12 protein-coding genes are annotated in these 11,692 nt (G+C 70.9%); 10 read left to right on the top strand and 2 right to left on the bottom strand.

Annotated elements, in window-relative coordinates; translation table 11 throughout:
• The first annotated feature begins 8 nt into the window (after positions 1-8).
• From ACWGN5_RS28070 to ACWGN5_RS28080, 3 genes are all read left to right on the top strand, one after another.
• A complete protein-coding gene (locus ACWGN5_RS28070; protein WP_453520153.1) occupies positions 9-197 on the top strand; it encodes a hypothetical protein in 189 nt (62 codons plus the stop codon).
• 67 nt (positions 198-264) lie between these two features.
• Positions 265-1,596: a sensor histidine kinase gene (locus ACWGN5_RS28075; protein WP_453520155.1), complete on the top strand. Its 1,332-nt coding sequence runs from the start codon at positions 265-267 to the stop codon at positions 1,594-1,596.
• A complete protein-coding gene (locus ACWGN5_RS28080) occupies positions 1,593-2,258 on the top strand; it encodes a response regulator (RefSeq protein ID WP_453520158.1) in 666 nt (221 codons plus the stop codon). Before ACWGN5_RS28075 ends, ACWGN5_RS28080 begins: the two co-directional genes overlap by 4 nt.
• Positions 2,259-2,361: 103 nt before the next feature.
• On the opposite strand, the gene ACWGN5_RS28085 is transcribed toward ACWGN5_RS28080, so the two are convergent.
• The gene (locus tag ACWGN5_RS28085) at positions 2,362-3,159 is read right to left on the bottom strand and encodes a TIGR01458 family HAD-type hydrolase (RefSeq protein WP_453520160.1); all 798 of its coding nucleotides are present in this window, start codon (positions 3,157-3,159) and stop codon (positions 2,362-2,364) included.
• A 258-nt stretch (positions 3,160-3,417) separates the two neighbouring features.
• On the opposite strand from ACWGN5_RS28085, the gene ACWGN5_RS28090 reads away from it, so the two are divergent.
• From ACWGN5_RS28090 to ACWGN5_RS28110, 5 genes are all read left to right on the top strand, one after another.
• Positions 3,418-4,506, top strand: coding sequence for an S-(hydroxymethyl)mycothiol dehydrogenase (locus ACWGN5_RS28090; RefSeq protein ID WP_453520163.1), 1,089 nt, complete (start codon positions 3,418-3,420; stop codon positions 4,504-4,506).
• Positions 4,506-5,138: an MBL fold metallo-hydrolase gene (locus ACWGN5_RS28095; protein WP_453520165.1), complete on the top strand. Its 633-nt coding sequence runs from the start codon at positions 4,506-4,508 to the stop codon at positions 5,136-5,138. The genes ACWGN5_RS28090 and ACWGN5_RS28095 overlap by 1 nt, the downstream gene beginning before the upstream one ends.
• A gap of 250 nt (positions 5,139-5,388) precedes the next feature.
• A complete protein-coding gene (locus tag ACWGN5_RS28100) occupies positions 5,389-5,751 on the top strand; it encodes a bifunctional 3-phenylpropionate/cinnamic acid dioxygenase ferredoxin subunit (RefSeq protein ID WP_376589831.1) in 363 nt (120 codons plus the stop codon).
• Positions 5,748-6,935: an NAD(P)/FAD-dependent oxidoreductase gene (locus ACWGN5_RS28105; RefSeq protein ID WP_453520167.1), complete on the top strand. Its 1,188-nt coding sequence runs from the start codon at positions 5,748-5,750 to the stop codon at positions 6,933-6,935. Before ACWGN5_RS28100 ends, ACWGN5_RS28105 begins: the two co-directional genes overlap by 4 nt.
• A 132-nt stretch (positions 6,936-7,067) precedes the next feature.
• Positions 7,068-8,198: an aromatic ring-hydroxylating oxygenase subunit alpha gene (locus ACWGN5_RS28110; RefSeq protein ID WP_453520170.1), complete on the top strand. Its 1,131-nt coding sequence runs from the start codon at positions 7,068-7,070 to the stop codon at positions 8,196-8,198.
• A gap of 1 nt (position 8,199) precedes the next feature.
• On the opposite strand, the gene ACWGN5_RS28115 is transcribed toward ACWGN5_RS28110, so the two are convergent.
• The gene (locus ACWGN5_RS28115) at positions 8,200-8,997 is read right to left on the bottom strand and encodes an IclR family transcriptional regulator (RefSeq protein WP_369141982.1); all 798 of its coding nucleotides are present in this window, start codon (positions 8,995-8,997) and stop codon (positions 8,200-8,202) included.
• 150 nt (positions 8,998-9,147) lie between these two features.
• Here ACWGN5_RS28115 and betA point away from each other — a divergent pair, with 150 nt between their 5' ends.
• Positions 9,148-10,818 carry a choline dehydrogenase gene (betA, locus tag ACWGN5_RS28120; RefSeq protein WP_453520174.1) on the top strand — a complete coding sequence of 557 codons (1,671 nt, stop codon included), beginning with the start codon at positions 9,148-9,150 and terminating at the stop codon, positions 10,816-10,818.
• Positions 10,819-10,836: 18 nt separating this feature from the next.
• The gene (locus ACWGN5_RS28125; RefSeq protein ID WP_453520177.1) at positions 10,837-11,658 is read left to right on the top strand and encodes a 5,10-methylenetetrahydrofolate reductase; all 822 of its coding nucleotides are present in this window, start codon (positions 10,837-10,839) and stop codon (positions 11,656-11,658) included.
• Positions 11,659-11,692 lie beyond the last annotated feature (34 nt).

Genomic DNA, 11,692 nt, shown 5'->3' on the forward strand with positions numbered 1-11,692 from the left:
AGGCCGCTGTGCGACCGCAGGAGGTACCAGCGCTCCTCCTGCGGTCGTACTCCGGCGTGGTGTCCTCCGACGGCGGACGTATGTGCGCCGCCGCCCTCGCCCCCTACCGTGGCAGGGCGGAGCACGGCGACGCGGGGACGCAGGGGGCCATCGGCGCTGTCCCCTGGCGGCCCGGCTCCGGCCGTACGCGGCGGTGACCCCGGTCCGAGGAGCCGGGGCCGCCACGGCGCCGCATCGGCAAGGGACATCGACAGGGACGTGATGATGACGGAGGCTGCCGCAGGGCACGACCATGCCCACCCGGTACGCCACCGGGACCGCGCACAGCAGGCGACGACAGCCGGGCTGCCGACCGCGGCACCCGCCTCCGCCACCGGGCGGGCGACCGGACCGGCGGAACCGACACGAGCCGCCTGCCGCCACGGTCGGCGGCTGCCGCCCGCCGTACGGCGCGTGCTGCCGCCAGCGCCGCTCCTTCTCGTACCCCTGCTCCTGCTCCACGTCGCGGCCACGTGCGCGCCGCACGAGATCCCGCCGGCCGCGGCGCTCACCGCCGCCCTCACGCTGCCCCTGCTGTGGCGGCAGCGGGCCCCACGCACGGTGTTCGGCGCCATCGCAGCCGCAGCCCTCGTCCAGTGGCTGGCGAACATCCAACTTCCCGCGGACGTCGCGCTGTGGGCAGCCCTGTACGCGGTGGCCGCGCACGCGGGCGGACGCGCGACGCTCGTCGCCGGCGCCGTCGTCGAGGGCGGGGCCCTGCTGGCGTGCCTGCGCTGGGCGACGGAAGGCGCCTTCCTGGCTCCCTTCGTCGCGCTGACCGCGACCGTCGTCGCCACCGTCGCCCTGGGCACGAACGCGCGGACCACGCGCGCCTACCTCGCAGCCCTGGAGGAACGGGCCGCACGCCTGGAACACCACCAGGACCAGCAGGCACGACTGGCCGTCGCCGAGGAACGGAGCCGCATCGCCAGGGAGATGCACGACATCGTCACCCACAACCTGTCCGTGATGGTCGCCCTCACCGACGCCGCCGTCCACACGCAGCACCGGTCACCCGACAGGACCACCACCGCGATGTTCCAGGTCTCCGAGACCGGCCGGCAGGCCCTGACCGACATGCGGCGCTCGCTCGGCATCCTGCGGACCGACGAACCCGACGCTCAGCGCCACCCCCTGCCCGGCATCGCCCAACTCGATGCCCTCGCCGACCGGATGCGCGCCGCCGGACTGCCGACCCGCCTCGACATCCTCGGCAGCCACACCCACGTGCCCGCCACCGCCCAACTGACCGTCTACCGACTGGTGCAGGAAGCCTTGACCAACACCCTCAAACACACCCCCGCCGGCACCCGCGCCGACGTCTGGATACAGTGCTCCGCCGCGACCGTCACCGTGAGCATCACCGACAACGGCGCCTGCCCCCACCTCCACGGCCCGTCGTCTCCCGCCGACGGCACGTCCGGCCAGGGCATCCCCGGCATGCGCGAGCGCTCGGCCGCCTACGGCGGGACACTGCGCGCCGGACCGCTCCCGGGCGGCGGCTGGAACGTCCACACCCGCCTCCACCTCGACAGCGACGGAGCAGCTCCCGCATGACGATCCGCATCCTGATCGCCGACGACGAGGCGCTGCTCCGGATGGCCTTCTGCATGGTCCTGGACGCCCAGCCCGACATGACACCCGTCGGTGAGGCCGCGGACGGCGCCGAGGCCGTACGCCTCACCCGGGAACTTCGCCCCGACGTCGTCCTGATGGATGTCCGGATGCCCGGGACCGACGGCATCGAGGCGACCCGGCTTCTCACCCGTGTCTCCCCCAGGAGCAAGGTACTGATCCTCACCACCTTCGACCTCGACGAATACGCCTTCGCCGGACTCGCCGCCGGAGCCTCCGGCTTCCTGCTGAAGAACACCAGGCCCGAGGAACTCCTCACCGCGATACGCGATGTGGCCGCGGGCGACGCCGTTCTCGCCCCGAGGATCACCCGCCGCCTGCTGGACGATCTCCGGCCGCACCTCCCCGACGGGAGCCGCACCGACCACCACGACGAACGACTCGGCCGGCTCAGCCCGCGCGAACGCGACGTCCTCGTCAAGGTGGGCAGCGGCCTGTCCAACGCCGAGATCGCGGCCGCCCTGCACCTCGCCGAGGCGACCGTGAAGGCCCACCTCGGGCGGATCCTGCAGAAACTCGGACTCCGCGACCGGATCCAGGCGGTCGTCTTCGCCTACGACAACCGCCTCGTCCGTCCGACCTGACACCACCGCCCCCCACGGGACAGCCTCCCGACCCTTCCACTGGATCCCGCCGGGCGCCCACCGAACCCCCGCCACTGGCCCGCGGCACGTCGGTCCGGGTCTGTCAACGTTGAGGTGTCCCGCCGCCGGGGGTGAGCAGGGCGGGAAGGTCGGCGAAGGAGTCGAGGACGTGGTCGGGCGTGCCGGAGGCGGTGCGGTGTGTCTCGGGGAGGTACTTGCCCGTCTTCACCAGTACGCCGGTGATGCCGCACCGTTGGGCGGCCAGCACGTCGGACTCGATGTCGTCGCCGACCATCAGCGCTTCCGAGGCGTGGACGCCGAGGTGGGCGAGGGCGCTGGTGAAGAACGCCGGAGCCGGTTTGCCCGTCACCTCCGCCTCGGTGCGGGCGGCTTTCTCGAGTCCTTCGAGGAAGGCCCCGGTGTCCAGGTCGAGGCCGCCCTCGGTGCGCCAGTACAGATTGCGGTGCATCGACACCAGCCGGGCCCCGCGCTGCAGTTGCCTGAAGACCTGGTTGAGGGCCTCGTAGCCGAACTCGGCCCCGGCGCCGCCGAGCACGACGACGTCGGCGTCACCCTCGTCGACGAGCGTGACGCCCGGCAGGTCGTCCCGTACGTCACCGCTGTTGAGCAGGCGGCAGCGCGCGCCGGGGAAGTGCTCGCGCAGATACGCCGCCGTGGCCGCCGGCGCGGTCAGGATGTCTCCGGCTCCGACGGGGAAGCCGAGGCCGGCCAGACGTGAGGCGATGGCGGCCCTGGTGCGGGAGGTGTTGTTGGTGACCAGCGCGATGGGGAGCCCCGTGCCGCGTAGCTGCTCCATGGCCGAGACCGTTCCCGGCAGGGCTTTCCAGGAGACGGTGAGGACGCCGTCGATGTCGACCAGGACCGCTCGGATTCGCTCCATGAAGCCGACGGTAGCCCCTGGCGCGTCGGTACGCTGCGACCTCGGCACGCGGGTCGCGACGACCATCATCCTTCCCCCCACGGGGAGAGGCGAACGCCGCCTGGCACTCGCGTCGACATGGCTGCCCGTCACCACACCTGGTGCGCGTCGAACTCCTTGACCTCCAGCGGGGGCTCAACGATCCTTTGTTGCGGCACGTGAGATGCGTGTCGTAATGAGCAACGCCTGCTCAGGTCTCGTACCAGCCGAGGAGTGGCCATGACGCATCAGGTCCGTGCTGTCGTCGCGCGGGGCAAGGGCGCCCCCGTCAGCCTGGAAACGATCATCGTGCCGGATCCCGGCCCGGGCGAGGCGCTGGTGAAGATCGAAGCCTGCGGGGTCTGCCACACCGATCTGCACTATCGCGAAGGCGGCATCAACGACGACTTCCCCTTCCTGCTGGGTCACGAGGCCGCAGGTGTCGTGGAGTCGGTGGGGGAGGGCGTCACCGATGTCGCGCCCGGCGACTTCGTCATCCTCAACTGGCGGGCGGTGTGCGGCCAGTGTCGCGCCTGTCTGCGGGGGCGGCCCTGGTACTGCTTCAACACCCACAACGCCAAGCAGAGGATGACCCTCGCCTCGACCGGGCAGGAGCTGTCCCCGGCGCTGGGTATCGGCGCGTTCGCGGAGAAGACGCTGGTGGCGGCCGGCCAGTGCACGAAGGTCGACCGAGCCGCGTCGGCGGCCGCCGCCGGACTCCTTGGCTGCGGGGTGATGGCGGGCATCGGTGCCGCGATCAACACCGGCAACGTCGGACGCGGTGACAGTGTGGCCGTCATCGGCTGCGGCGGCGTCGGGGACGCGGCGGTCGTCGGCTCGCACTTGGCGGGCGCGGCGAAGATCATTGCGGTGGACATCGACGACCGGAAGCTGGCCACGGCCAAGAAGCTGGGCGCGACCCACACCGTGAACTCCAGGGAGTCCGACCCGGTCGAGGCGATCCGCGAGCTGACCGGCGGCTTCGGCGCCGACGTCGTCATCGAAGCGGTCGGCCGCCCGGAGACGTACAAGCAGGCCTTCTACGCCCGTGACCTCGCCGGCACGATCGTCCTGGTCGGCGTGCCGACCCCGGAGATGAGGCTCGAACTGCCCCTCCTCGACGTCTTCGGACGCGGCGGCGCACTGAAGTCGTCCTGGTACGGGGACTGCCTGCCCTCCCGCGATTTCCCCATGCTCATCGACCTCCATCTGCAGGGGCGGCTGGATCTGGACGCCTTCGTCACGGAGACCATCGGGCTTGACGAGGTCGAGAAGGCCTTCGGCCGGATGCACGGCGGCGAGGTCCTGCGCTCGGTGGTCGTCCTCTGATGGCCGGAGCCCGCGTCGAGCACCTGGTCACCTCGGGGACCTTCTCGCTGGACGGCGGCACCTGGGACGTCGACAACAACGTGTGGATCATCGGTGACGACGACGAGGTGATCGTCGTCGACGCCGCGCACGACGCCGAGGCGATCGCCCGTGCTCTCCGCGGGCGCACGCTGCGGGCCATCGTGTGCACCCACGCCCACGACGACCACATCGACGCGGCGCCCGAACTCGCGGCGCGCACCGGGGCGCCGATCCTGCTCCACCCGGACGATCTGCCGCTGTGGAAGCAGACCCACCCGGACCGGGCACCCGACGGCGAACTGGCCGACGGGCAGGTGCTCGCGGTGGCGGGCGTCGAGCTGGCCGTGCTGCACACCCCGGGCCACGCCCCTGGTGCGGTCAGTCTGTACGCGCCGGCCCTGGCGGCCCTCTTCAGCGGCGACACGCTCTTCGCGGGCGGGCCGGGGGCGACGGGAAGGTCGTACAGCGACTTCCCCACCCTCGTCGACTCGCTCCGGGACCGGCTGCTCACGCTGCCCGGAGACACCGTCGTGCACACCGGGCACGGGGAGAGGACCACCATCGCCGCCGAGGCTCCGCACCTTGAGGAGTGGATCGACCGGGGTTTCTGACCGCCCGGTGCGCGGAGCGCGACGCGCCCGTTTCCTCGTCCGTCACAGGGCGAGGAGGCGGGCCGCCTTCATATGTCCGGTAGGGCTGGGGTGATCCCTCCGCGCGTTGTTCATGGTGCGCTGCGTTGCGCAATGGGCAACTGCCTGAGGTGAGTTGACCGGCCTGCGGATGCCTTGACAAGGGTTCGGGCCGACTCCAGACTGACGTTGCGCTTACCGCAATCCGTTTCGCTATACGCACCGAGGTGTCATGAAGATTCCCGTGTGCCGTCTCGCGGATCTCCCGCGAGGTGAGGCCTTCCGGCTTGACATCGATCCGCCGGTCTCGGTGTTCCACACCGACGACGGCGAGATCTTCGCCATCGACGACACCTGCACCCACCAGGACGCCTCGCTCGCCGACGGCTGGCTGGAGGGCTGCGAGGTGGAATGCCCGCTGCACGCCTCGAAGTTCGACCTGCGGACCGGCGCCGTCGACGCTCCGCCGGCCAAGCTCCCGGTCCGGACGCACGAGGTCGTCGTCGAGGACGGCGTGATCCACGTCCGGGTGTCGACCGACGCCCCCAACCTGCCGCCCTGTCTCGCGGCCCGGCTCACCGGGGGTTCCGCATGAGAACCGTGGCCGTGGTGGGCGCGTCGCTCGCCGGGCTGTCGGCGGCGCGCTCGCTGCGGAAGCAGGGTTACGACGGGCGGCTGGTGGTCATCGGCGACGAGCCCCATCGTCCGTACGACAGGCCCCCGCTGTCCAAGGAGTTCCTGGCCGGCACCCTCGACGAGGCGGCGCTCGCGCTGGAGGCGGACGACGAGGAGCTGGGGGCGGAGTGGCTGCTCGGCACCCGGGCCACCGGACTCGACCGCGGCCGACGTGCCGTACGGCTCGCCGAAGGGCGGAAGGTCGGCGTCGACGGCCTCGTCATCGCGACGGGCGCCTCCGCGCGCAGGCTCCCCGGCGCCGAGGGCCTGGGCGGAGTGCACGTCCTGCGCACCCTGGACGACGCCCGCGCCCTGCGCGACGAACTGGCCCGGGGTGGACGGCTGGTGGTGATCGGCGGCGGATTCATCGGCGCCGAGGTCGCCTCCACCGCTCACGCCCTCGGTCTCGACGTGACGGTCGTCGAAGCGGCCCAGACTCCGCTCGCCGGACCGCTCGGCGCGGCCATGGGCGGCATCGTCTCCGCGCTCCACAGGGATCACGGCGTGCGGCTGTTGTGCGGTGTGGGCGTCAAGGGGTTGCGTGGGGGCGAGCGCAGCAGGAGGGGGGTTCGGGGGAGTGTGGACGCCGTCCTGCTCGAGGACGGACGCAGCATCCCGGCCGACATCGTCGTCGTCGGTGTGGGGGCCCGCCCGTGCGTCGAGTGGCTGGAGGGATCCGGCGTCGAGCTCGACAACGGAGTCAAGTGCGGCGCCGACGGCCGCACCAGCCTGGCCGGGGTGGTCGCGGTCGGAGACTGCGCCAACTGGTACGACCCCCGCGCGGGCGCCCACCGGCGCGTCGAGCACTGGACCGGTGCGCGGGAGCGCCCGGACGCCGCCGTCGCCACACTCCTTGCGGGGGGCGCGGTGGAACCGGGTGTGCCCAGGCCGCCGTACTTCTGGTCCGACCAGTACGGCGTCAAGATCCAGTTCGCCGGTCATGCGGCCGGCGCCGACAGCGTGGCCGTCGAGGAAGGCGCCGTGGACGACCGCAACGTCCTGGCCGTCTACCGGCGCGCCGGAGAACCGGTCGCCGTGCTCGGCATGAACCAGCCGCGGCTGTTCACGCGCTGGCGCAAGCGGCTCGCCGCCACTACGTCCTGACGTCGCCCCCCACGGAACCCCACGCATGCCCCTGCGGACGGCACCCGAAGTTGCTCCCTCCACCACGCTGTCCGGAGTTGCTCTTCCCGGCGCGTGAACGACCCCTCCACGACGTATCCAGAGGAGTGCACCGTGACATCGACCGGTCTGCCGGACAGCCTGATCGCCACCCTCCCTGGCTCCTCCTACACGGATCCGGCGATCTTCGCCCAGGAGCAGGAGCACATATTCGAGACCATGTGGTTCTGCGTCGCGCGCGCCTCGGAACTGGCGAAGCCCGGCGCCTTCCGCACCGTCGACGTGGGCCGCGAGAGCATCCTTGTCACCCGCGCGAGGGACAACTCCGTCCGTGCCTACTTCAATGTGTGCCGGCATCGCGGAGCCAAGCTCTGCACCGAGGAGACGGGCGAGGTCAAGCGGGCCTTCCAATGCCCGTACCACGCCTGGACGTACGACCTGAACGGCAAGCTCGTCGCCGCGCCCAACCTCACCAAGATGCCCGACGTCGGCCGCACCGAGTACGGCCTGGTGAGCGTGGCCGTCCGTGAATGGCTCGGATACGTGTGGGTCTGCCTGGCGGAGAACCCGCCCTCCTTCGAGGAGGACGTCATCGGCGCGGCCGTCACCCGCCTCGGCGACCTGGAGTCGATCGAGCGTTACGACATCGACAACCTCTCGGTCGGCAGGCGGATCGTCTACGACGTCAGGGCGAACTGGAAGCTCATCATCGAGAACTTCATGGAGTGCTACCACTGCGCCACGATCCACCCCGAACTCACCGAGGTGCTCCCCGAGTTCGCGGACGGCTACGCGGCCCAGTACTACGTCGGCCACGGTGCCGCGTTCGGCGAGGAGATCCAGGGCTTCACCGTCGACGGATCCGAGGGCCTCGACCGCATTCCCGGGGTGGCGGAGGACCAGGACCGCCGCTACTACGCGATCACCGTCAAGCCGCAGGTCTTCATCAATCTCATCCCCGACCACGTCATCTTCCACCGGATGTACCCGGTGGCCGCCGACCGCACGATCGTCGAGTGCGACTGGCTCTACCTCCCGCACGTCGTCGAGAGCGGCAAGGACGTCAGCCGTTCCGTCGAGCTCTTCGACCGGGTCAACCGCCAGGACTTCGACGCATGCGAGCGCACGCAGCCCGGCATGAGCTCCCGCATGTACGCCAAGGGCGGGGTGCTCGTGCCCAGCGAGCACCACATCGGAGCCTTCCACGACTGGGTGAACGAGCGCCTGGGCACCCCCCAGGGGTGACTCAGCCCAGGTAGCCCATCCGGTGGCTGATCTCCTCCGCACCCTTGAGCAGCACAGGGGAGAGCTCGTGCAGGCGCTCCTCGGTGAAGCGGTACGAGGGCCCGGAGGCGCTGAGCGCGGCGATGACCACGCCGTCCCGGTCGCGGATCGGGGCGGCCATCGCGTGCAGCCCGATCTCCAGCTCCTCCAGGGTCCACGCGTAGCCGCGCTCGCGGGCCTCGGCGAGGTTCTTCTCCAGCTTCGTCTTCGCGGTGAGGGTGTGCGGAGTGACCTTCTTCATGCCCGCCTCGGTCAGCAGCGCGGCGCGCTCCTCGGCGGGCAGGTGGGCCAGCAGGATCTTGCCGCTGGAGGTGGCGTGCAACGGGGTCAGTTGGCCGACCCAGTTGTGGGCGGTGATGGCCCCGGGACCACGCACCTGGTAGAGGTTGATCGCGTAGTGCTCCTGCATGACGGCGATGTTGATCGTCTCGCCGATCTCCTCGGCGAGACGCTCGCAGACCGGGCGGCCCTGCTGGGTGATGTCGATGCGTCCGGTGACCGCACCGGCCAGGCGCACGATGCCGAAGCCGAGCCGGTACTTGCCACGCTCGCCCGCCTGCTCCACCAGGCCGCGCGCCTCGAGGGCGCCGAGCAGACGGAACGCGGTGGACTTGTGGACGTCGATCTCGGCCGCCACCTCGCTGACGCCCGCCTCGCCGCGCTGGGCCAGGATCTCGAGGACGCTGATGGCGCGGTCGACCGACTGCACTCCGCCGGCCTGCGAGTTCGACGCTTCGCTGTCTTGGCTGTGGTTGCTCATGGCGAAACTATACGCGCGGTAAACAACGTCGTCGCAAGCTTCGAAGCCCAAATGAAGCGCCTGTAAGTTGCGTTGTTCGCAACCTGGTGCGTACTGCGATACCGGATTAGCATGCCCCGCATATCTACGGCGCGAGTGAGACGAGGCACTATGGCTCCCCTGCAATACGACTTCGTCATTGTCGGCGGCGGATCGGCCGGCAGCGCACTGGCGAACAGGCTCTCCGCGGACCCGGCGAACCGGGTGCTCGTACTGGAAGCCGGCCGCTCCGACTACCCCTGGGACGTCTTCATCCACATGCCCGCGGCGCTGACCTACCCGATCGGCAGCCGCTTCTACGACTGGAAGTACGAGTCCGAGCCCGAGCCCCACATGGGCGGCCGGCGCGTCTACCACGCGCGCGGCAAGGTGCTCGGCGGCTCCAGCAGCATCAACGGCATGATCTTCCAGCGCGGCAACCCCATGGACTACGAGCGCTGGGCCGCCGACCCCGGCATGGAGACCTGGGACTACGCCCACTGCCTGCCGTACTTCCGGCGGATGGAGAACTGCCTCGCCGCCGCCCCGGACGACGAGTTCCGCGGCCATGACGGCCCCCTCGTCCTCGAACGCGGCCCCGCGACCAACCCGCTCTTCGACGCCTTCCTCAAGGCCACTCAGGAAGCGGGCTACGCGCCCACCGACGACGTCAACGGCTTCCGGCAGGAAGGCTTCGCCAAATTCGACCGCAACGTCCACCGCGGACGTCGCCTGTCGGCCTCGAAGGCGTACCTCAAGCCCGTCAGGAAGCGTCCCAACCTCACGGTCAGAACCCGCTCCCTCGTCACCCGCGTGCTCTTCGAGGGCAAGCGGGCCGTCGGCGTCGAGTACCGGCGCGGCCGCGGCGCCCTCCAGCAGGTCCGCGCCCGGGAAGTCATCCTGTGCGGCGGCGCGATCAACTCCCCGCAGCTGCTTCAGCTCTCCGGCGTCGGCAACGCGGAGCAGCTGAGCGCCCTCGGCATCGACGTCGTCCACGACCTGCCGGGCGTCGGCGAGAACCTGCAGGACCACCTGGAGGTCTACGTCCAGTACGCCTGCAAGCAGCCGGTCTCCGTGCAGCCGTACATGGCGAAGTGGCGCGCCCCCCTCATCGGACTGCAGTGGCTCTTCCGCAAGGGGCCCGCCGCGACCAACCACTTCGAGGCCGGCGGCTTCGCCCGCAGCAACGAGGACGTGGACTACCCCAACCTGATGTTCCACTTCCTGCCCGTCGCGGTCCGCTACGACGGCTCCTCGCCCGCCGGCGGCCACGGCTACCAGGTGCACGTGGGCCCCATGTACTCCGACGCCATCGGCTCCGTGAAGATCAAGAGCAAGGACCCGCGCGAGCACCCGGCGCTGCGCTTCAACTACCTCTCCACCGAGCAGGACCGCCGCGAGTGGGTCGAGGCGATCCGGGTGGCCCGCAAGGTCCTCGGCCAGCCGGCGCTCGCCCCGTACAACGACGGGGAGGTCTCGCCCGGGCGGGAGGTGGAGACGGACGAGGAGATCCTCGCCTGGGTCGCGAAGGAGGGGGAGACCGCCCTGCACCCGTCCTGCACCTGCAAGATGGGCACCGACGAGATGGCGGTCGTCGACCCCACCAGCATGCGCGTGCACGGCGTGGAGGGCCTGCGCGTGGTCGACGCGTCGGTGATGCCGTACGTCACCAACGGCAACATCTACGCGCCGGTGATGATGATCGCCGAGAAGGCCGCCGACCTGATCCTCGGCAGGCAGCCGTTGGAGCCGTCGAAGGCCGTGTACTACCGCCACCGCGACGCCCAGACACCGGCCGGGTAGACCTTGGGCACCCCAGGAATGAGGGCGCTCCTCGACAGCGTCCGCTACGAGGTGCTGCCCGCGAAGGCGACCCAGGACAAGGTCCTCGCCCATGTGCCGCGCGACGTCGTCGTCACCGTGACGGCGTCGCCGGTCAAGGGCCTGGAACCGACCCTCGACCTCGCCGCCCGCCTCGCGGCCAACGGTTACCGCGTCGTCCCCCACGTGCCCGCGCGGCTGCTGCGGGACGAGGTGCACCTGAAGGACGTCGTCGATCGGCTGCGCGAGGCGGGCGTGGACGACGTCTTCGTCCCCGCGGGCGACGCCGACCCGCCGGCCGGGGCCTACGACGGGGCGCTGCCCGTGCTGCGCAGGCTGAGCGAGCTGGGCAGGCCCTTCGCCCGCGTCGGCGTGACCGGCTATCCCGAGAGCCATCCGCTCATCCACGACGACGTCACCATCCAGGCCATGTGGGACAAGCGCGAGCACGCCACGTACATCGTGAGCAACCTCTGCTTCGACCCGCGGGTGCTGGGGGAGTGGATCGCCCGGATACGGCGCCGGGACATCACCCTGCCCGTCCACCTGGGCGTCGCGGGGCCCGTGCAGCGGGCGAAGCTGCTGACGATGGCGACGAAGATCGGCGTGGGGGAGTCGACGCGGTTCCTGACCCGGCACGCCTCGTGGTTCCTGCGGTTCGCGACGCCCGGCGGGTACTCCCCCGACAGGCTGCTGGCGCGCGGCGCGAAGGCGCTCACCGCGCCGACGGCGGGGGTGGCCGGGCTGCACCTGTTCACGTTCAACCAGATCGCGGAGACGGAACGGTGGCGTCGCGCCGTGCTGGACCGGCTCGCAGGTTGAACGCCGGCGTCGTACGGCACGAGGGGGCGGGGCC

The sequence above is a fragment of the Streptomyces sp. NPDC055815 genome, from assembly GCF_053616475.1.

Coding starts and splice junctions, on each gene's coding strand:
- ACWGN5_RS28100 (WP_376589831.1), top strand. CDS start 5,389: ATGAAGATTCCCGTGTGCCGTCTCGCGGATCTCCCGCGAGGTGAGGCC.
- ACWGN5_RS28125 (WP_453520177.1), top strand. CDS start 10,837: ATGAGGGCGCTCCTCGACAGCGTCCGCTACGAGGTGCTGCCCGCGAAG.
- betA (WP_453520174.1), top strand. CDS start 9,148: ATGGCTCCCCTGCAATACGACTTCGTCATTGTCGGCGGCGGATCGGCC.
- ACWGN5_RS28085 (WP_453520160.1), bottom strand. CDS start 3,159: ATGGAGCGAATCCGAGCGGTCCTGGTCGACATCGACGGCGTCCTCACC.
- ACWGN5_RS28075 (WP_453520155.1), top strand. CDS start 265: ATGACGGAGGCTGCCGCAGGGCACGACCATGCCCACCCGGTACGCCAC.
- ACWGN5_RS28115 (WP_369141982.1), bottom strand. CDS start 8,997: ATGAGCAACCACAGCCAAGACAGCGAAGCGTCGAACTCGCAGGCCGGC.
- ACWGN5_RS28090 (WP_453520163.1), top strand. CDS start 3,418: ATGACGCATCAGGTCCGTGCTGTCGTCGCGCGGGGCAAGGGCGCCCCC.
- ACWGN5_RS28080 (WP_453520158.1), top strand. CDS start 1,593: ATGACGATCCGCATCCTGATCGCCGACGACGAGGCGCTGCTCCGGATG.
- ACWGN5_RS28095 (WP_453520165.1), top strand. CDS start 4,506: ATGGCCGGAGCCCGCGTCGAGCACCTGGTCACCTCGGGGACCTTCTCG.
- ACWGN5_RS28105 (WP_453520167.1), top strand. CDS start 5,748: ATGAGAACCGTGGCCGTGGTGGGCGCGTCGCTCGCCGGGCTGTCGGCG.